The following is an 18,293-nucleotide window of genomic DNA, read 5'->3' as shown; positions in this document are numbered from 1 at the left end:
ACCCGGCTCACGGGGGTTATTCCTGCGATCGCCCGGCGCGCGGGGTCGACCGGTCCCGCCGTGCCCGTCCGACTCCTGCTCGGTTGGGCGACCGGACACCGGAAACGGCGTGACGCCCGCCGGAAGTCCGGCGGGCGTCACGTGACGGTGCTGTCGGGAGGTCAGCGGCGGCTCTCGCCGCTGCCGATCTCCGCACGATCTCCCCGGGGCTCGACCGGCGGGTGACCCGGCGAGACCGGCGCCTCGACCGGCTTCTCGATCGGGTAGAAGAAGCCCCGGACCGCCGGGCCGAGGGCCCCGAGCCGGTTCATCTTCTTCGGTACCACCCAGCCGACGTACTCCAGCTCACCGTGGCCGTCCGCGTGCCCGTTCGACGCGCTGAGCGGCTGGTGGACCTCGATGAACCGACCGTCCGGCAGACGCCGGATGATGCCGGTCTCGACGCCGTGCGCGAGCACCTCCCGGTCGTGCTGCTGCAGACCCAGGCAGAGCCGGTAGGTGACGTAGTACGCCAGCGGCGGAACCACGAGCAGACCGACCCGGCCCGCCCAGGTCATCGCGTTCAGGCTGATCTGGAACTTGTCGGCGATCACGTCGTTGGCACCCGAAAGCGTCAGCACGATGTAGAAGGCGACGGCCATGGCGCCCACGGCCGTACGGGCCGGAACGTCACGGGGCCGCTGGAGCAGGTTGTGGCTCTTGCGGTCCTTGAGGTGCCGGGCCTCCAGGAACGGGTACATCGTCGACAGGCCGACCAGGATGCCGGGCAGCACGACAGTGGGCCAGAACAGCGGCGGGATGACGTACCCGTCGCCGATCGGGATGTTGATCTGCCAGGCCGGCATGAGTCGCGTCGAGCCGTCGAGGAACATGACGTACCAGTCGGGCTGGCTGGCGGCCGAGACCACCCACGCCTCGTACGGCCCGAACAGCCAGATCGGGTTGATCTGGAACAGACCGCCCAGCAGCGCGATGACGCCGAAGACGACCATGAAGAAGCCGCCCTGCTTCAGCGCGTAGCGGGGGAACATCCGCTCGCCGACCACGTTGTTGTTGGTCCGGCCGGGGCCGGGCCACTGGGTGTGCTTCTGCTTGAAGACCAGACCCAGGTGGGCGCTGATCAGCGCGAGCAGCAGGCCCGGGATCAACAGGACGTGGGCGATGAAGAACCGGCTGATGATGATCGTGCCGGGGAACTCGCCACCGAAGACCGACGACGTCACCCACGAGCCCACCACCGGGATGGACAGCATGATCGCGGAGGCGATCCGCAGACCGGTGCCGGACAGGCCGTCGTCCGGCAGCGAGTAGCCGGTGAAGCCGGCCAGGAAGCCGACCCAGAACAGCAGCGAGCCGATGATCCAGTTGGTCTCGCGCGGCTTGCGGAAGGCGCCGGTGAAGAACACCCGCAGCATGTGCACGACGATCGCGGCCATGAACAGCAGCGCCGCCCAGTGGTGCATCTGCCGCATCACCAGACCACCCCGGACGTCGAACGACAGGTCCAGGCTGGAGGCGTACGCGGCGGACATCGGGGTGCCCTGCAACGGCGCGTAGCTGCCGTCGTAGACCACCTCGGTCATCGCCGGCTCGTAGAAGAAGGTCAGGAACACACCGGTCAGCAACAGCACGATGAACGAGAACAGCGCGATCTCGCCCAGCAGGAACGACCAGTGGTCCGGGAAGACCTTGTTCAGCAGCTTGCGCAGCGGCGTGGCCACCGCGAAGCGGTCGTCCACCCCCGCCGCGGCCTTGCCCGGCGTGGCCGCCAGGTCAAACTTTCGACGCTTCATGGCCGCTCCCAGAAATCAGGCCCGACGGTCTCGGTGTAGTCGGACTTCGCCACGAAGAAGCCCTCGGAGTCCAACTCGATCGGCAGCTGCGGCAGCGACCGGCTGGCCGGGCCGAAGACGGGCCGGGCGTTGTCGGTGATCAGGAACTGGGACTGGTGGCACGGGCAGAGCAGCCGGTTGGTCTGCTGCTCGTAGAGGCTGGCGGGGCAGCCGGCGTGCGTGCAGATCTTGGAGAACGCCGCGTAGTTGCCCCACATGTAGTCCTTGTGGTGCTTCTGCGTCTCGCCGGGGCGCGAGTTGGCCTCGCGGGATTTCTGGGCGTCCGCGTCGCGCAGGTGGATCAGCAACGTCGGCGAGTCGGCGTGCCGGTTGCTCACGCCGTGCTCGATGCCGGGGAAGACGGTCAGCTGACCACCGGCGCTGATGTCCGCCGGGCGCACCGGGCGGCCGTCCTCGCGGACCAGGCGGATCTTCTGCCCGTTCTCCGTCGGGGCGAACCCGGTGGTGAACATCTGGTTGTTCTTGTGCGGCTGGGAGATCAGGCCGCCGACCAGCGGCGCCGCCGCGACCGCGGCGACCGGCGCGAGACCGGCCAGCAGCGAGATGCCGAGCAACGGACGACGCTTGATGCCCATCTCGTCGGCCAGGTAGAGCATGGTCTGGCCGGTGATGGTGCGACCCTCGGAGTCGACCTGGCCCTCGTGCCGGTCCTGGATCGAGACCTCCTTGGGCAGCAACTTCTTGCCCCAGGTCAGGATGCCGAAGCCGACGGCGAGCAGGGCCACGCCGAGGGTGGCGCCCAGCAGCGGCGTGTAGAACTTGTCGCCGCCGCGACCCGGCTCGTACTGCCACGGCCACCAGATGTAGATGGCCAGGAAGGCGGTCGCCGCCAGACCGGTGATCAGGAAGAACCCGGCCACCACGCGGGTGAGCCGACGCTCCGCCTTGGTGCCCGGCAGCACCTGCGGCTCGTAGTGGACGATCTCGATGTCGTCCCGACGCGCGCCCTCGCGGACGATGTCGAACCGGCTCAGCCTGGGGTCGTTCACGTCGAGCGGCTCCGGGCCCTGCGAGGCCTGGTGCTCGGTGTGCGTGCTCATGCCGTCACCTCGCTACGGGTGGCGCCGAGCGGCACCACGGCGGTGGAACTGAAGATCCGCTCGGTCACGACTTACCCGCAATCCACAGGCTAGCGAACACGAGCGCCACGATGCCAACCAGGAAGATCGCCAGGCCCTCGGTGGACGGCCCGTACCGACCGAGGTTGAACCCGCCCGGGTCCTGGTCGGTCTTCAGCGTCTCCTGGATGTAGGCGATGATGTCGGCCTTCTGCTCCGGAGTGATCTGGTTGTCGCCGAACACCGGCATGTTCTGCGGACCGCTCAGCATCGCCGCGTAGATCTGCCGGTCCGTCGCGGGGTGCAGGCTCGGGGCGAACTTGCCCGAGGAGAGCGCACCGCCGCCACCGCCGAAGGCGTGGCACTGCGAGCAGTTGATCCGGAACAGCTCGCCACCGGCCGCGACGTTGCCGCTCTTGTGCAGGTCCTCTTCGGTGCCCGGGACGACCGGACCGCCGCCGAGTTCCTGGATGTACTGGGCGAGCTGCCGGGTCTGCTCGTCGGTGAAGACCGGGGGCTTGCGGTGCGCCTGGGCCTCCTGGCGGGCCAGCGGCATCCGGCCCGAGCTGACCTGGAACTCGACCGAGGCCGCGCCGACGCCGATCAGGCTCGGCCCGCGGCCCTCGACGCCCTGGGCGTTGCGCCCGTGGCAGGTCACACAGCTCACGTCGAACAGCGCCTTGCCCTCGGCTGCGGCGCCGGTGAGCGGCGGATTGTCCTGCGCCTGCGCACCGGGCGCGAAGACGGTGTAGGCGCCGCCGGCGAGCATCAGCGCCGCGATCAGCCGGACCGCGGCGCCCAGCCGGCGGCGGCCCCTGCTGCGCGCGGCGGGCCGCCCGCGCAACCGCGCGAGCAGGCCGCGTCGGCGGTCGTTGTCAGAAGTCATGAGCTGTGTCCTTAACCGGTTGGACCTTGTCTCAGGGGACGGAGCAGCGGCGCGGTTCGTGACGCGCCAAGATCACTGAAGCCAGTAGATCATGGCGTACAGGCCGATCCACACGACGTCGACGAAGTGCCAGTAGTACGACACGACGATCGCCGAGGTCGCCTGCGCCGGGGTGAACCGGCCCATGGTCGTGCGGACCATGAAGATGATGAAGGCGATGAGACCGCCGGTCACGTGCAGGCCGTGGAAACCGGTCGTCAGGTAGAACATCGAGCCGTAGCCGTCGGCGTTGATCCTGACGCCGTCCTCCACCAGGTGGCGGTACTCGTTCACCTGGCCGAGCACGAAGATCAGGCCCATCACGAAGGTGACGGTGAACCAGCGGCGCAGCGCGTGCACGTCACCCTTCTCCGCCGCGAAGACGCCGAGCTGGCAGGTCACCGAGGACAGCACCAGGATCACCGTGAAGGTGGTCGCGTACGGGATGTTCAGCGACTCGGTGTGCTTCTCCCACTGCTCCGGCGCAGCCGCGCGGATCGAGAAGTACATCGCGAAGAGCGCCGCGAAGAACATGAGTTCGCTGGAGAGCCACACGATCGTCCCCACGCTGACCATGTTGGGTCGCGTCAGAGAGTGGATCCGGCTCTTGTCAATGGCTGGGGCCGCAGTCACGCCGTCATTATTGCCCCTGATCGGGGCCGGCGATCAGCGGGGTGGCAAACCTGCGCCTTCCGTGGCCCGGGCGTCAGGGTCCGGTTCGCCTGGCCTAGCCTGAAAAGCGTGCTGCACGTCGATCCCATCCTCGCCGCCACCTCGGCCCTCCCGGCCGATGTGCTCGCGGCCACCTCGGCGGGCCCGTCGACGCTGGCCGCCGGGGCCGAGGCGACCCCGCCACCGTTCACCATCGGCGCGGTGCTGACCGAGACCCGGTTGGACAGCTGGCTGGCCCTCGGCCTGGTGCTCGCCGCCGGCCTCTACCTGTACGGGGTGCACCGGCTGCGCATCCGGGGCGACCGCTGGCCGGTCGCCCGTACCGTCTTCTTCCTCGGCCCCGGCCTCGGCGGCATCGCGCTCGTCACGGTCAGTGGGCTGCACGCCTACGACACCGCGCTGCTGTCGGTGCACATGGTCCAGCACATGGTGCTCTCCATGGTGTCGCCGATCTTCCTGGCGCTGGGCGCGCCGATGACGCTGGCCCTGCGGACCCTGCCGGTCGGGCCGCGCAAACGCCTCCTGGCGATCGTGCACAGCCGGATCGCCCGGGTCTACAGCTTCCCGCTGGTGGCGTTCGCCATCTTCGTGGTCAACCCGTTCGCGCTGTACTTCAGCGACCTGTACCGCTTCACGCTGGAGCACGCCTGGGCGCACGAGCTGGTGCACGCGCACTTCATCATGACCGGCTGCGTGTTCTTCTGGCCGCTGCTCGGCCTCGACCCGCTGCCCGGCCGCTGGCCGTATCCGGCGCGGGCGCTGCTGATGCTGCTCTCCGTGCCGTTCCACACCGTGCTCGGGCTCACCATCATGCAGAGCACGACGCTCTTCGGCGGCGACTGGTACCCGTCGCTCAACCTGAGCTGGTCCGACCCGAAGGCCGACCAGGTGGTCGCCGGCGGCATCCTCTGGGCCGGCGGCGAGTTCGTCAGCGTCACCATGCTCGCGGTGCTGGTCGTGCAGTGGGTCAAGCAGTCCGAGCGGGAGGCCCGCCGCGTCGACCGCGAGCTGGACCGCCAGGAGGCGCGCGAGCGCGCGGCCGAAGCCCCGACGGCCTGAGCTGCGCAGACGGCACGCCCGACGCGCGGGAAGCGGGCGGCGTGTCAGGTACGTCACGTCGGCCGGTACGATCGGCGGGCAGCTACGAGGTTGGAAGCGGAGTGTCGGCATGAGTGAGCGTCTGTGCACCGTCCTGCTCTACAGCGACGACCCGCAGGTCCGTGACCGGATGCGGCTCGCCGTGGGCACCCGGCCCGCGCCCGGCCTGCGGATCGAGTTCGTCGACGCGTCGACCTACGCCGAGACCATCCGGCTGGTCGACGACTACGAGATCGACCTGCTGCTGCTCGACGGCGAGGCCAGCCCCGGCGGCGGCATCGGCATCGCCCGGCAGATCAAGGACGACCGGGACGACGCGCCTCCCACCTGCCTCGTGATCGCCCGCGCCGCGGACCGATGGCTCGCCGCGTACGCCGAGGTCGACGCGACGCTGGTGCACCCGCTCGACCCGGTGACCACCGGCAGCACGGTGGCCGAGTTGCTGCGGACCCACGCACCCGCCTGACGTCCCCGCGCCAACCGGCACCGACACGGCGCCGGCCGAGCCTGCGCCGGTTCCAGCCCACCCGCACTTCGTACGCTCGGGAGGCCCGCCATGGGCGATCGGACCTGGCCGCACCTGCTCAACTCGCTGCTGCGCGGCGAGGAGCTGTCCACCGGCGACACCGCCTGGGCCATGGGCGAGATCATGGCCGGCTCGGCGGGTGCCGCCCAGGTGGCCGGCTTCGCGGTGGCGCTGCGGGCCAAGGGTGAGACCTCGGCCGAGCTGGCCGGCCTGGTGGAGACGATGTTGAGCCGGGCCGTCCCCGTCGACCTGCCCGACGATCTGCGTTCCACCGCGCTGGACGTCGTGGGCACGGGCGGTGACCTCGCCCACACGGTCAACATCTCCACCATGGCCGCGCTTGTCGTCGCGGGCGCGGGTGTCCGGGTGGTCAAGCACGGCAACCGCGCCGCGTCCTCCTCCTGCGGCACCGCCGACCTGTTGGAGTTCCTCGGCGTCCCGCTCGACCTCGACCCCGACGCCATCGTGCGGTGCGTCACCGAGGCGGGCATCGGGTTCTGCTTCGCCGCCCGCTTCCACCCGGGCATGCGGCACACCGGGCCGGTCCGCCGGGAGCTGGGCGTCCCCACCGTGTTCAACTTCCTCGGCCCGCTGACCAACCCGGCCCGACCCCGCGCCGGCGCGGTCGGCTGCTTCGACGCGCGGATGGCCCCGGTGATGGCCGGCGTGTTCGCCGCCCGTGGCGACTCGGTGCTGGTGATGCGCGGCGAGGACGGCTTGGACGAGTTCACCACCGCCGCGCCGACCCGGGTCTGGGCGGCGCAGAACGGCACCGTACGAGAGGCCGTGCTGGACGCGAGCGACCTGGGCGTACCCCGGGCCACCCTGAGTGACCTGCGCGGCGGTGACGCCGCGTACAACGCCGGTGTGGCCCGTCGCCTGCTGGCCGGTGAGACCGGCCCGGTGCGCGACGCGGTCCTGGTCAACGCGGCGGCGGCGCTCGCGACGCAGGGGCCGCTCGACGGCGACCTGACCGAGGCGCTGCGCGCCGGCCTGGACCGCGCCGCCGAGTCGATCGACTCGGGCGCGGCGGCGGGCGTCCTGGAGCGCTGGATCGAGACCGCGACCACCACGGCCGAGGCCGCGACCACCGCCTGATCCGCGCGCCCGTCCCACCGGATCGGCCGGCACGCGCGGCCGCGTCTGACCAGGTAGGCGAGGTGGGGGCGACAGCACAGCCAGCCACCGCCACATCGTCGACCTGGCGGCGACAGCACAGCCAGACACCGCCACATCGGCGATCTGGGCACGGCGTCGCGTCGGTCGCCGCGATGTCCGGGCGGCCGAGGGCGGCGGGCGTCAGGCGGCGTGGCGGCGGGACGGCTGGCGGCGTCGGCGCTCGGCCAGCCGAGTGACGGGCGCGACGAACGTGGTGATCACCACGGCCGCGCCGCAACCGGCGCAGACCAGCTCGGGACAGTCGCTGCCGTGGCCGTCGACGCAGGGCGGCGCCTCGAACGGCGTCACGCCCGCACAGACGTCGCAGTAGAGATCGCGGTGCGACATCGGGCGTCTCCTCTCACTCCAGGCGACCCGCCCCCGGAACGTGACAACGACGCACAACGGAAGCGAAGAACTACTCGCCTGTAGTTTCCCACGCGGGTCCGACAAGTCTCCGCGCCCGCCCCCGGACCGCGCCGCCTCGGGTGATCCACCCCGACATCACTGAAGGCGGGGTGTTCGGGCCACCCGGACACCCCGAATTCCGGGAACCCGGGTCGATCAAGCGCACCTCACGACGAAGGCCCGCTCCCCCGGTCGGGGTGCGGGCCTCCGTGGCGGTACGCGATCTCGTCGATCAGTGCTCGGCGGTGCGCCGGGTGCCGCTGTAGTACTCGAACAGCAGGCCGCAGGCGGCGAAGACGACCGCCACCAGGCCGAGACCGATCAGCCAGAACTGCCAGAACACCAAGCCCAGCGCGGCGATCGCAGCGGCCAGCGCCAGACCGAACGGCCAGTAGCTGCCCGGGCTGAAGAAGCCGACCTCACCGGCGCCGTCGGCGATCTCGGCGTCGGCCCGGTCCTCGGGGCGCAGGTCGATACGGCGGGAGACGAACCAGAAGAAGCCACCGCACATCGAGCAGAGCAGGAACGACAGCGCCAGGGCGACGGTGCCCACCCACTCGATGTTGCCGGACTCACCGTGCGTCCAGGCGCCGTAGAGGATGGTCGCGCCGAAGAGGAACCCGGCGATGATCAGGAAGATACGCCACTCGGTCTTCATGCGGCTGCCTCAGCTTCCCGTGCCGGCCGGAGCGTCGTCCGGGTTGAAGTTGCTCTGCGTCCGTCGGGTGTCGAACGGCTTCGTGGTCTGCGCGTACGGCTCCTCGCCGATCTGGGCCAGCGCCTCCTGGGTGGACTTGCCACCCTGCTTGGCCGCGAGGAACTGGTCGTACTTCTCCGGCGACACGACCCGCAGCTCGAAGTTCATGAACGCGTGGTAGCTGCCGCACAGCTCGGCGCAGCGGCCGACGTACGCGCCCTCCGCGTCGAGGCTGGAGACCTCGAAGACGTTACGGATCTTGCCCGGCATGACGTCCCGCTTGAACAGCAGCTCCGGCACCCAGAAGGAGTGGATGACGTCGCGGCTCGTCTCCTCGAACCGGATGGACCGGTTGGTCGGCAGCACGAGCACCGGGATGACCTCGCTGGTGCCGAGCGTCGACGCGGTGGTCTTGGCCTCCGTGCCCTGACCGTCGCGGTAGTTGAACTGCCAGTTCCACTTGAACGCGACGACCTCGACCGTGACGTCCGGGTTCTTCGACAGCTTGTCGACGTCGGTCTGCACGATCGCCGTGTAGTAGAAGAGCACGGAGACGATCAGGATCGGCGCGATGGTGTAGAGGAACTCCATCGGCAGGTTGTAGCGGGTCTGCACCGGCAGCGCGTTGCCACGCTTGCGGTACCGCACGACACACCAGAAGATCAGGCCCCACACGAAGACGCCGACCGCGAGCGCGGCGACGCAGGAGGCGATCCACAGGTCGTACATCCGGTGCGACTCGGGCGTGATGCCGCCCTGGGGCCAACCGAAGCCGTCGAACGTCTTGCCGACGTCACAGCCCGTGAGCAGAACCAGCAGCGCCACGCCCCCGAGACCGAGCCCGGCCAGCCGACCGGCACCACGTCCCCGGCGTCCACCGACCCGTGGGGCAGCACCGTGCCGTACGGCCGACGGCCGTACCTCCGAACTCCTTGCGACCACCTGGTCCTGCCTCCCTAGCGCGCCGCGGTGCGTCGTTCGTCAGCACCGGCGGCAAAGGCGTCACCGACGGTCGCAGATTACTCGACCATGACGGACTCGGCCGTGGTGGGGTCACTGTCCGCCCCCATCGGGGGGATCCTGGGCATAACGTCGCGATAGCGTGGGGACCCGTGAGTGCGAGGAGTGAGCCGGGGTTGCGAGCCCCGCAGTCGCGAGCAGAAGGCGGCGCCGTGAGCGCCTCTTCGGTGTACCTGGACGCAGCGACGGCCGCGCCGCTGCATCCGGTCGCCCGGCAGGCGCTGCTGGCTGCCCTGGAGGACGGCTGGGCCGACCCGGGGAAGCTCTACGGCCAGGCACGCCGCGCGCGCCAACTGCTCGACGCCGCCCGCGAGGCCGCCGCGCAGACGCTCGGCGTCCGCGCCGACGAGCTGTCCTTCACCCCCAGCGGTACGACCGCAGCCCACGGCGCGGTGCTCGGCGCGCTCGCGGGACGGCGTCGGGTCGGGGCGACGCTGGTGCACTCGGCGATCGAGCACTCCGCCGTCCTGCACGCCGCCGAGCGGCACGTCTCGGCCGGCGGCGCCGCCACCGCCGTACCTGTCGACCGGATGGGCCGGCTGGACCTGACCGGCTGGTCGGACGCCGTCGGCGCTCCCGGGGTCGCGCTGGCGGCGCTGATCAGCGCCAGCCACGAGGTGGGCACCGTGCAGCCGGTCGCCGAGGCGGCGGCCGTCTGCGCGGACGCCGGGGTTCCGCTGTACGTCGACGCGGCGCAGTCGGTCGGACGGGTGCCGCTGCCGGCCGGCTGGTCGGTGCTCAGCGCCAGCGCCCACAAGTGGGGCGGGCCACCCGGGGTGGGGTTGCTGGCGGTGCGCAAGGGCACCCGCTGGGAGTCGCCATGGCCGGCCGACGAGCGGGAGGGTGGCCGTACCCCCGGGGTGGTGAACCTGCCCGCGGTGGTGGCGGCGGCGGCGAGCCTGCGCGCGGCGGCGGCCGACGCGGCCGCCGAGGCGGCCCGGCTGTCCCCGCTGGTGGATCGGATCCGGGCGCGGGTCGCGGCGGAGGTGCCCGACGTGGAGGTGGTCGGCGACCCGGTGCTGCGCCTGCCGCACCTGGTGACGTTCTCCTGCCTGTACGTGGACGGCGAGACGTTGCTGCACGCGCTGGACCGACGGGGGTTCGCGGTGTCGTCCGGTTCGTCCTGCACGTCGTCCACGCTGCGGCCGTCGCACGTGCTGGAGGCGATGGGGGTGCTCTCGCACGGCAACGTGCGGGTCAGTCTGCACCTGGACACCAGCGACGAGGACGTCGAGCGGTTCCTCACCGAGCTGCCCGGGATCGTCGCCGGCCTGCGGGCCGACGCCGGGGTGGTCGGGCTGTGACGATGCCGGACGAGGTGATCGACTGCCGGGGTCAGCGCTGCCCGCTGCCGGTGATCGCGGCGGCCCGGCGGATGCCGCAGGTGCCGGTCGGCACGGTCGTCCGGGTGCTGGCCGACGACCCGGCGGCGGCGGTCGACCTCCCCGCCTGGTGCCGCATGCGCGGCCAGGAGTACCTAGGCGCCCTAACAGGCCCCGAAGGCCCCGCCTACGACATCCGCCGCACCCACTAACCCCCACCCCCTCCCCCGCGATCTTGCACTTTCGGTGCCGACAAGAGCGGACACAAGCCGCGAAACGGCGACACAAAGTGCAAGATCGGCGCGGGGTCAGGGTGAGGGTGAGGGTTACGGGAGGAGGTGGGGGCGGATCTCTTCTGCCGCCACGTCGCCGTAGGACTCGGCGAGGCGCTTGACGAACAGGTCGCGGCGTACGTCGTACTCCTGGGTCCCGACCGTCTCCAGGACGAGCGTGGCCAGCAGCGAGCCGACCTGGGCGGCCCGCTCCAGGCCAAGACCCCAGGAGAGCGCGGTGAAGAAACCGGCCCGGAAGCCGTCGCCGACACCCGTGGGGTCGACGGCCCGGATCTCCCGGGCGATGGGTACGTGGATGGGGTCGATGCCCCGACCGGCGATCTCGACGCCGTCCTTGCCCAGCGTGGTGACCCGCACCTTCACCAGGTCCAGCAACTGCTCGTCGCTGAGCTGCGCCTTGCTCTGCAGCAGCGACTTCTCGTAGTCGTTGGTCATGAGGTACTCGGCGCCCTCGATCAGCGCCACCACGTCCTCGCCGGGCATCCGGGCGAGCTGCTGGGAGGGGTCGGCGGCGAACGCGTACCCGCGGGTGCGGCACTCGGCCGAGTGCCGCAGCATCGCCTCCGGGTCGTTGGCGCTGACCAGCACCAGGTCCAGCCCGCCGAGCCGGTCGGCGACCGGGGCCAGTTCGATGTTGCGCGCCTCGCTCATGGCGCCCGCGTAGAACGAGGCGATCTGGCACATGTCGGTGTCGGTGGTGCAGACGAACCGCGCGGTGTGCGCCACCTCACTGACGTGCACGGAGTCGCAGTCCACGCCGTGCCGCTCCAGCCAGGAGCGGTAGTCGGCGAAGTCCGCGCCGACCGCCCCGAGCAGCACCGGACGCAGCCCGAGCTGCCCCATGCCGAAGGAGATGTTCGCCGCCACCCCACCGCGGCGCAGCACCAGGTCGTCCACCAGGAAGGAGAGCGAAACCTTGTGCAGCTGATCGGCGATGAGCTGGTCGGCGAAGCGACCCGGGAAGCTCATCAGGTGATCGGTGGCGATCGAGCCGGTCACGGCGATCTTCATGTCAACCTCAGGGTCGGGAGCGGGGCGCGGTCAGCCTACCGGCCCGGTAACCGGGGCGTGTCCGGTCCGTCGGGCGACGGCAACCAGCTCGTCACGACGAAGGGGCCGCCCCGAAAGGGACGGCCCCGTCATCGCTGGTGTGGTGCGTGACTCAGTTGAACGAGTCGCCGCAGGCGCAGGAGTTGCCCGCGTTGGGGTTGTCGATGGTGAAGCCCTGGGCGTCGATCCGGTCGGCGAAGTCGATCGTCGCGCCGGACAGGTAGGGGGCGCTCATCCGGTCGACGACGACCTCGACGCCACCGAAGTCGGTGACGACGTCACCGTCGAGCGACCGCTCGTCGAAGAAGAGCTGGTACCGCAGGCCGGAGCAGCCGCCCGGCTGCACCGCGACCCGGAGCCGCAGGTCGTCGCGGCCCTCCTGCTCGATCAGGGCCTTGACCTTCTGCGCCGCGACGTCGGTGAGGACGACGGAAGTAGGGGCCTGGGCCTCGGTCGACTCGGTCTGCGCTGGCGTGGTCACGTGGAAGTCTCCCTGCGCGGTTTTGGGTCCGGACGCACTGGCCAACGTCGTACGCCGTCCAGTGATTCCCGGTTGTGGTCCGGTTCCGATGGTACGCCGCCCCGGCCGGACGTACCCGCGTGGCGGGCACCCGGCCCAGGTGGGACGGGGGCGCGCGCTCAGCGGCTCCACTGCCGGGCCAGCCGGGCGCCCAGTTCGCGCAGCCCGTCGGCGGGGCGGCTCAGCGCTGCGGCGAGCCCGCCGGTCTCCTCGCCGCCGAAGTGCTCCACCAGGCTGTAGGCGTCGGTCACCCCGGCCGAGGCGGCCTCCCGCCGACCGGTGCTGACCTGGCCAGCGACCACCACGCAGGGCACCCCACGGTCCCGGGCGGCCCCGGCCACCCCGGCGACGACCTTGCCGCGCAGCGACTGGTGGTCGAAGGACCCCTCCCCCGTGATCACCAGGTCGACGGTGTCCAGGGCGGCGTCCAGCCGGTTGGCGCGGGTGACCAGCCCGATACCGGACTCAACGGTGCCGCCGAGCGCGAGGACGGCTGCGCCCAGGCCGCCGGCCGACCCACCGCCGGGCAGTGCGCCCAGGCCCGCCGGGCAGCCGGGCAGGTCCCGTTCCAGCACCGCCGCGAAGCGTTCCAGGGCGGCGTCGAGCAGCAGCACGTCGGCCCGGTCGGCGCCCTTCTGCGGACCGAAGACGTTGCTCGCGCCGTGCAGGCCGAGCAGCGGGTTGTCCACGTCGGTGGCGGCGACCAGCAGGGCGTCCCGCAACCGGGGTACGCCGTCCAGCGCGTCGACCGCGGCCAGCGCGGCTCCGCCGTACGGCAACGCCGCGCCGGTCCCGTCCAGCGGAGTCGCGCCCAGCGCGGCGAGCATGCCCGCGCCGGCATCGTTGGTGGCGGAGCCGCCCAGCCCGATCACCACCGTCCGGGCCCCGCTCTCCACGGCGGCGGCCACCAGCAGTCCCAGCCCGTACGACGTGGCGGCCTTCGGGTCGCGCTCGTCGGCGGCGAGCAGGTGCAGTCCGCACGCCTGGGCGCTCTCCAGGTAGGCGGTCGTGCCGTCGGCGGTGAGCAGGATCTCACCCGCCGCCGGGCGGCCCAGCGGATCGACCGTCGACACCGGCAGCCGCCGGCCGCCGAGCGCTTCGGCGAGCACCTGGACGAAGCCCGGCCCGCCGTCGGCGAGGGGCCGGATCAGCAGGTCATCCGTGTCGGTGACGGTGCGCCAACCGGCGGCGACCGCGGCGGCCACCTCCGGTGCGGACAGGGTGCCGGCGAACTTGTCCGGGCAGAGCAGCACGCGCATGGCGAGCAGTGTGGCAGCACACACCGAGCGGAGCTGCGGCGCGCTCGTGCTGTGGGACCATGGGCTACGTGACTTCGACCTGGGTGGAACCCTCCAACACGGCGACGGCTCTGCTGCTGCTCGGCCGGGGCAGCGACCCCGACACCGAGCGCGGCGTCGAGTGTCCGGGCGACCTGCCGGCGCCCAGCGATCCCGACCTGGTGGCCCGCGCCACGGCGGCGAAGGCGAAGCTGGGCAGCAAGGTCTTCGTGCTGGGGCACCACTACCAGCGCGACGAGGTGATCCAGTTCGCCGACGTGACCGGTGACTCGTTCAAGCTGGCCCGGGAGGCGGCGGCCCGTCCGGAGGCGGAGTACATCGTCTTCTGCGGCGTGCACTTCATGGCCGAGAGCGCCGACATCCTCACCACCGGCACCCAGCGGGTGATCCTTCCCGACCTGGCGGCCGGCTGCTCGATGGCGGACATGGCCGTGCTGGGTCAGGTCGAGGCCGCCTGGGACACGCTGACCGAGCTGGGCATCGCGGGCGACACCGTGCCGGTGACGTACATGAACTCGTCGGCGGACATCAAGGGCTTCGTGGGGCGCAACGGCGGCGTGGTCTGCACCTCGTCCAACGCCAAGCGCGCCCTGGACTGGGCGTTCGAGCAGGGTCAGAAGGTGCTCTTCCTTCCGGACCAGCACCTGGGCCGCAACACGGCGGTGCTGGAGATGGGCCTGTCGCTGGACGACTGCGTGCTCTACGACCCGCACAAGCCCGGTGGCGGGCTCACGCCGGAGCAGCTGCGCGACGCCAAGATGATCCTCTGGCGGGGGCACTGCTCGGTGCACGGCCGGTTCACGCTGGACAGCGTCAACGACGTACGGGGGCGGGTGCCGGGCGTCAACGTGCTGGTCCACCCGGAGTGCCGGCACGAGGTGGTCACCGCCGCCGATCACGTCGGCTCGACCGAGTACATCATCAAGACCATCGAGGCGGCGCCGGCCGGCTCGGCGTGGGCGCTGGGCACCGAGCTGAACCTGGTCCGCCGGCTGGCCCTGGCCCACCCGGACAAGCAGATCATGTTCCTCGACAAGGCGGTCTGCTACTGCTCGACGATGAACCGGATCGACCTGCCGCACCTGGTGTGGGCGCTGGAGGAGCTGGTCGCGGGCCGGGTGGTCAACCAGATCACGGTGGACGCCGACACCGCCCACCACGCGCGGGTGGCGCTGGACCAGATGCTCGCTCTGCCCGGCGCATGACCACGATCCGTGACGTCCCTGGTACACAAAAGTGCCGGATCACCGATTAATGCCACACACGCCGGTCTGACCGAGTCCTTTTTCGTCACCGAGGGCTATGCTGCCGGAGCGACGACGCGAGCGGGCCGTTTCGATATGGCCGCATCCGGGGTAGCGACAAGGTTCACGCTCCCCACCATCAACACAGCAGCACCGAAGCGCTGGAGGTTGCGTTGACCGACGACGTCCTGGTCGTGCATGGAGGCACTCCGCTCGAAGGGCGGATCCGCGTGCGCGGCGCGAAGAACCTGGTTTCGAAGGCGATGGTCGCCGCACTGCTGGGCGACAGCCCGAGCCGGCTGTTCGACGTGCCGAAGATCCGCGACGTCGAGGTGGTCCGGGGTCTGCTCGGTCTGCACGGCGTCAAGGTGACCGACGGCGCCGAGGACGGTGAACTCGTCTTCGACCCCGCGAACGTGGAGAGCGCCAGCACCGACCAGATCAACGTGCACGCCGGTTCGAGCCGGATCCCGATCCTGTTCTGCGGGCCGCTGCTGCACCGTCTCGGCCACGCGTTCATCCCGGACCTGGGCGGCTGCCACATCGGCCCGCGTCCGATCGACTTCCACCTGCAGGCGCTGCGGGAGTTCGGCGCGACCGTCGACAAGCGGCCCGAGGGGCTGCACCTGTCCGCGCCGAACGGGCTGCACGGCACCAAGTTCGCCCTGCCGTACCCGAGCGTCGGCGCCACCGAGCAGGTGCTGCTGACCGCGGTCATGGCCGAGGGCGTCACCGAGCTGCGCAACGCCGCCGTCGAGCCGGAGATCATCGACCTGATCTGCATCCTGCAGAAGATGGGCGCGATCATCAAGGTCCACACCGACCGGGTGATCGAGATCCAGGGCGTGCCGAAGCTGCACGGGTACACCCACCGGCCGATCCCGGACCGGATCGAGGCCGCGAGCTGGGCCGCCGCCGCGTTGGCCACCCGTGGTCACGTCGAGGTCCTCGGTGCCCAGCAGGCCGACATGATGACCTTCCTGAACATCTTCCGGTCCGTCGGTGGCGAGTACGAGGTCACCGACGCCCGCGCGCCGAAGCTGGGCGACCCGGGCCAGGAGGGCGGCATCCGCTTCTGGCACCCGGGCGGCGAGCTGAACGCCGTGGCGCTGGAGACCGACGTGCACCCGGGCTTCATGACCGACTGGCAGCAGCCGCTGGTCGTGGCGCTGACCCAGGCCCGTGGCCTGTCGATCGTGCACGAGACGGTCTACGAGCAGCGGCTCGGCTACACCGAGGCGCTGAACTCGATGGGCGCCAACATCCAGGTCTACCGGGACTGCCTCGGCGGCACCCCGTGCCGCTTCGGCCGGCGCAACTTCAAGCACTCCGCGGTGATCGCCGGGCCGAGCAAGCTGCACGCCGCCGACCTGGTCATCCCGGACCTGCGGGCCGGGTTCAGCCACCTGATCGCGGCGCTCGCGGCCGAAGGCACCTCCCGGGTGTACGGCGTCGACCTGATCAACCGGGGCTACGAGGACTTCGAGGCGAAGCTCGCCGACCTGGGCGCGCACGCCGAGCGCCCGTAACCTCCCGCACCAATCGTTCGATCCCGACGGCTCCAGGTCGCGCTGCGACCTGGAGCCGTCGGCCCGTTGCACCGCGATGTGCACCGGGCACGGACCGTTGGCTACCCTTGCCGCGTGCCGTCGCTCTTTCGCCGCAAGTCCACCGACCTCGTCGACGAGGCCGTCACCTCGGTGACCCCCGAGGAGACCGCCGATCGTTCCCGGGGCTACACCCCGGCCAAGGGTCGGGAGACGCCGAAGCGGCCCACGGTCGGCCGGCGTCCGGCCGGCCCGAGCCGCCCCCTCACCAAGGAGGAGGAGCGGGAACGGCGTCGTCAACTGCGCGCCGAGGCCGCCGCCGACTTCCGCCGCGAGGGTGGCCCGCGCGACCGGGGCCCGGAGCGGCTGCTGGCGCGCAACGTGGTCGACTCCCGTCGTACCGTCGGCACCTGGTTCTTCGGCGGCGCGCTGATCGTGCTGATCGGCTCGAACGCCGCGATGCCGCCGGTGGTCCGGTTGATCTCCAACGTGCTCTGGGGCGCCCTGGCCCTCGGCGTGGTCGTCGACTCGGTGCTGATCTGCCGCAAGATCAGCAAGTTGGTCCGGCAGCGTTTCCCGAAGACCGACCAGCGGATGGGCTCGCTCTACCTCTACGCCGTGATGCGGTCGATCACCTTCCGGCGGATGCGCACTCCGGCGCCCGCGGTCAAGCTCGGCGACAAGGTCTGATCCCGGCGACCCGTCGCCGGGACACCCGCTCTGGCCGCGTTGGTGGCAAAGGACGTCGGGCGGTTGCCGTTCGTTGTACCGTGCGCGTAGTCCCGCACGGTGAACAGGCCCCCGTTGTTCGTGACCGCGAACGATGATCCAGTGGAGCGAACACGCATGCCCGGAGAACCATCGGCCAGCGTCGCCGCCGCCCTGCGCCGCGAACGCGAGCGGGCCGGTGTCTCGCTGACCGAGCTGGCCGCGCGGGCGGGGACGCCCGAGTCCACGCTCTCGGCGCTGGAGTCGGGGACCGGTGACCCGAGCGTGGAGACGCTGTGGGCGATCGGCGTGGCGCTGGGCGTGCCGTTCAGCCGGCTCGTGGAGCCGGTGGCCGACAACCTTCGGGTGATTCGTGCCGGCGAGGGCCCCCGGGTCCGCTCCGAGCGGGCCGACTTCACCGGGACGCTGCTCAGCGCCGGAACGTCGCGGGTACGTCGGGACATCTACCTGATCGAGCTGGAGCCGGGAGCGGTCCGGGAGGCGGACGGACACACGCCGCACAGCGTGGAGCATGTGGTGGTGGCCGCCGGACGGCTGCGGGTGGGCCCCGAGAGCGACGTGGTCGACCTCGGCCCGGGCGACTACGCGACGTTCCCCGGCGACCTGCCACACCGGTACGAGGCGCTGGTCCCCGGGACGTTCGCCGTCCTCGTCATGGAGCATCCCTGACCCGGCGCTCCGGTCCGTTGGGGCGGCGGGTGGGGTATCGTCAAAGGTCAGATTCGGTTATCGACCTAAATGTCCGGAACCATCGGATAACGTTTGCGCTCGTGGGCGCTGCCACAGTGGCGGTGAACGAGCCCGCGCCGTTACCCTCCATCCGCAGCCACGCCCTGCCGGAACCGGGCGACCCAACCGGCACGCGAGGCCCCAGC

At 71.1% G+C, this 18,293-nt stretch carries 19 protein-coding genes; 9 read left to right on the top strand and 10 right to left on the bottom strand.

Features of this window, described 5'->3' with window-relative positions:
* Positions 1 to 161: 161 nt before the first annotated feature.
* The 4 genes from AB0B55_RS05520 to AB0B55_RS05505 form a co-directional block, all read right to left on the bottom strand.
* The gene (locus AB0B55_RS05520; RefSeq protein WP_355049385.1) at positions 162 to 1,793 is read right to left on the bottom strand and encodes a cytochrome b N-terminal domain-containing protein; all 1,632 of its coding nucleotides are present in this window, start codon (positions 1,791 to 1,793) and stop codon (positions 162 to 164) included.
* Positions 1,790 to 2,893: a Rieske 2Fe-2S domain-containing protein gene (locus AB0B55_RS05515; protein WP_355049384.1), complete on the bottom strand. Its 1,104-nt coding sequence runs from the start codon at positions 2,891 to 2,893 to the stop codon at positions 1,790 to 1,792. The genes AB0B55_RS05520 and AB0B55_RS05515 overlap by 4 nt, the downstream gene beginning before the upstream one ends.
* Before the next feature lie 64 nt (positions 2,894 to 2,957).
* The gene (locus AB0B55_RS05510) at positions 2,958 to 3,797 is read right to left on the bottom strand and encodes a cytochrome c (RefSeq protein WP_357126730.1); all 840 of its coding nucleotides are present in this window, start codon (positions 3,795 to 3,797) and stop codon (positions 2,958 to 2,960) included.
* 72 nt (positions 3,798 to 3,869) lie between these two features.
* Positions 3,870 to 4,469 carry a heme-copper oxidase subunit III gene (locus AB0B55_RS05505; protein ID WP_357126727.1) on the bottom strand — a complete coding sequence of 200 codons (600 nt, stop codon included), beginning with the start codon at positions 4,467 to 4,469 and terminating at the stop codon, positions 3,870 to 3,872.
* Positions 4,470 to 4,628: 159 nt separating this feature from the next.
* Between AB0B55_RS05505 and AB0B55_RS05500 the strand changes: the two genes are divergently transcribed.
* The 3 genes from AB0B55_RS05500 (at position 4,629) to trpD (ending at position 7,230) form a co-directional block, all read left to right on the top strand.
* The gene (locus AB0B55_RS05500; RefSeq protein ID WP_357127301.1) at positions 4,629 to 5,567 is read left to right on the top strand and encodes a cytochrome c oxidase assembly protein; all 939 of its coding nucleotides are present in this window, start codon (positions 4,629 to 4,631) and stop codon (positions 5,565 to 5,567) included.
* A gap of 109 nt (positions 5,568 to 5,676) precedes the next feature.
* Positions 5,677 to 6,072: a hypothetical protein gene (locus AB0B55_RS05495; protein ID WP_355049380.1), complete on the top strand. Its 396-nt coding sequence runs from the start codon at positions 5,677 to 5,679 to the stop codon at positions 6,070 to 6,072.
* A 90-nt stretch (positions 6,073 to 6,162) separates the two neighbouring features.
* Complete coding sequence (trpD, locus tag AB0B55_RS05490) at positions 6,163 to 7,230, top strand: anthranilate phosphoribosyltransferase (protein WP_357170654.1); 1,068 nt, start codon at positions 6,163 to 6,165, stop codon at positions 7,228 to 7,230.
* A gap of 201 nt (positions 7,231 to 7,431) precedes the next feature.
* On the opposite strand, the gene AB0B55_RS05485 is transcribed toward trpD, so the two are convergent.
* The 3 genes from AB0B55_RS05485 to coxB form a co-directional block, all read right to left on the bottom strand.
* On the bottom strand, positions 7,432 to 7,638 hold the full coding sequence (locus AB0B55_RS05485) for a hypothetical protein (RefSeq protein WP_357126721.1): 207 nt from the start codon (positions 7,636 to 7,638) through the stop codon (positions 7,432 to 7,434).
* Between the two features lie 292 nt (positions 7,639 to 7,930).
* Complete coding sequence (locus AB0B55_RS05480; protein WP_357126718.1) at positions 7,931 to 8,356, bottom strand: cytochrome c oxidase subunit 4; 426 nt, start codon at positions 8,354 to 8,356, stop codon at positions 7,931 to 7,933.
* A gap of 9 nt (positions 8,357 to 8,365) precedes the next feature.
* Positions 8,366 to 9,337: a cytochrome c oxidase subunit II gene (gene coxB, locus AB0B55_RS05475; protein ID WP_357126715.1), complete on the bottom strand. Its 972-nt coding sequence runs from the start codon at positions 9,335 to 9,337 to the stop codon at positions 8,366 to 8,368.
* Positions 9,338 to 9,567: 230 nt separating this feature from the next.
* On the opposite strand from coxB, the gene AB0B55_RS05470 reads away from it, so the two are divergent.
* Together AB0B55_RS05470 and AB0B55_RS05465 are read left to right on the top strand one after the other, a co-directional pair.
* Positions 9,568 to 10,719: an aminotransferase class V-fold PLP-dependent enzyme gene (locus tag AB0B55_RS05470; protein ID WP_357170652.1), complete on the top strand. Its 1,152-nt coding sequence runs from the start codon at positions 9,568 to 9,570 to the stop codon at positions 10,717 to 10,719.
* Positions 10,716 to 10,949 (top strand): sulfurtransferase TusA family protein, encoded by a 234-nt coding sequence (locus AB0B55_RS05465; protein ID WP_355049374.1) that lies wholly within the window; start codon positions 10,716 to 10,718, stop codon positions 10,947 to 10,949. The genes AB0B55_RS05470 and AB0B55_RS05465 overlap by 4 nt, the downstream gene beginning before the upstream one ends.
* Before the next feature lie 114 nt (positions 10,950 to 11,063).
* Here AB0B55_RS05465 and AB0B55_RS05460 read toward each other — a convergent pair whose 3' ends face one another.
* The 3 genes from AB0B55_RS05460 to AB0B55_RS05450 form a co-directional block, all read right to left on the bottom strand.
* On the bottom strand, positions 11,064 to 12,041 hold the full coding sequence (locus AB0B55_RS05460; RefSeq protein WP_357170650.1) for a carbohydrate kinase family protein: 978 nt from the start codon (positions 12,039 to 12,041) through the stop codon (positions 11,064 to 11,066).
* A 151-nt stretch (positions 12,042 to 12,192) separates the two neighbouring features.
* A complete protein-coding gene (gene erpA / locus AB0B55_RS05455; RefSeq protein WP_007463211.1) occupies positions 12,193 to 12,561 on the bottom strand; it encodes an iron-sulfur cluster insertion protein ErpA in 369 nt (122 codons plus the stop codon).
* A gap of 158 nt (positions 12,562 to 12,719) precedes the next feature.
* Positions 12,720 to 13,859 (bottom strand): glycerate kinase, encoded by a 1,140-nt coding sequence (locus AB0B55_RS05450; protein WP_357126705.1) that lies wholly within the window; start codon positions 13,857 to 13,859, stop codon positions 12,720 to 12,722.
* A 68-nt stretch (positions 13,860 to 13,927) separates the two neighbouring features.
* Here AB0B55_RS05450 and nadA point away from each other — a divergent pair, with 68 nt between their 5' ends.
* The 4 genes from nadA (at position 13,928) to AB0B55_RS05430 (ending at position 18,087) form a co-directional block, all read left to right on the top strand.
* A complete protein-coding gene (nadA, locus tag AB0B55_RS05445; protein ID WP_357126702.1) occupies positions 13,928 to 15,103 on the top strand; it encodes a quinolinate synthase NadA in 1,176 nt (391 codons plus the stop codon).
* Positions 15,104 to 15,315: 212 nt separating this feature from the next.
* The gene (murA, locus tag AB0B55_RS05440; RefSeq protein ID WP_203177790.1) at positions 15,316 to 16,671 is read left to right on the top strand and encodes a UDP-N-acetylglucosamine 1-carboxyvinyltransferase; all 1,356 of its coding nucleotides are present in this window, start codon (positions 15,316 to 15,318) and stop codon (positions 16,669 to 16,671) included.
* A gap of 114 nt (positions 16,672 to 16,785) precedes the next feature.
* Positions 16,786 to 17,379, top strand: coding sequence for a DUF3043 domain-containing protein (locus AB0B55_RS05435; protein ID WP_357126698.1), 594 nt, complete (start codon positions 16,786 to 16,788; stop codon positions 17,377 to 17,379).
* A gap of 156 nt (positions 17,380 to 17,535) precedes the next feature.
* Positions 17,536 to 18,087, top strand: coding sequence for an XRE family transcriptional regulator (locus AB0B55_RS05430; protein ID WP_357126696.1), 552 nt, complete (start codon positions 17,536 to 17,538; stop codon positions 18,085 to 18,087).
* Positions 18,088 to 18,293: the final 206 nt, after the last annotated feature.

The organism is Micromonospora sp. NPDC049107 (assembly GCF_040648595.1).
Classification (GTDB): domain Bacteria; phylum Actinomycetota; class Actinomycetes; order Mycobacteriales; family Micromonosporaceae; genus Micromonospora.
This window is presented reverse-complemented; position numbering and strand designations above follow the sequence as displayed.

Excerpts from the sequence above, each read along its gene's own strand:
- AB0B55_RS05430 (WP_357126696.1), top strand. The coding sequence starts at position 17,536 with ATGCCCGGAGAACCATCGGCCAGCGTCGCCGCCGCCCTGCGCCGCGAA.
- AB0B55_RS05450 (WP_357126705.1), bottom strand. The coding sequence starts at position 13,859 with ATGCGCGTGCTGCTCTGCCCGGACAAGTTCGCCGGCACCCTGTCCGCA.
- AB0B55_RS05520 (WP_355049385.1), bottom strand. The coding sequence starts at position 1,793 with ATGAAGCGTCGAAAGTTTGACCTGGCGGCCACGCCGGGCAAGGCCGCG.
- AB0B55_RS05510 (WP_357126730.1), bottom strand. The coding sequence starts at position 3,797 with ATGACTTCTGACAACGACCGCCGACGCGGCCTGCTCGCGCGGTTGCGC.
- AB0B55_RS05460 (WP_357170650.1), bottom strand. The coding sequence starts at position 12,041 with ATGAAGATCGCCGTGACCGGCTCGATCGCCACCGATCACCTGATGAGC.
- AB0B55_RS05515 (WP_355049384.1), bottom strand. The coding sequence starts at position 2,893 with ATGAGCACGCACACCGAGCACCAGGCCTCGCAGGGCCCGGAGCCGCTC.
- AB0B55_RS05495 (WP_355049380.1), top strand. The coding sequence starts at position 5,677 with ATGAGTGAGCGTCTGTGCACCGTCCTGCTCTACAGCGACGACCCGCAG.
- AB0B55_RS05485 (WP_357126721.1), bottom strand. The coding sequence starts at position 7,638 with ATGTCGCACCGCGATCTCTACTGCGACGTCTGTGCGGGCGTGACGCCG.
- AB0B55_RS05480 (WP_357126718.1), bottom strand. The coding sequence starts at position 8,356 with ATGAAGACCGAGTGGCGTATCTTCCTGATCATCGCCGGGTTCCTCTTC.
- trpD (WP_357170654.1), top strand. The coding sequence starts at position 6,163 with ATGGGCGATCGGACCTGGCCGCACCTGCTCAACTCGCTGCTGCGCGGC.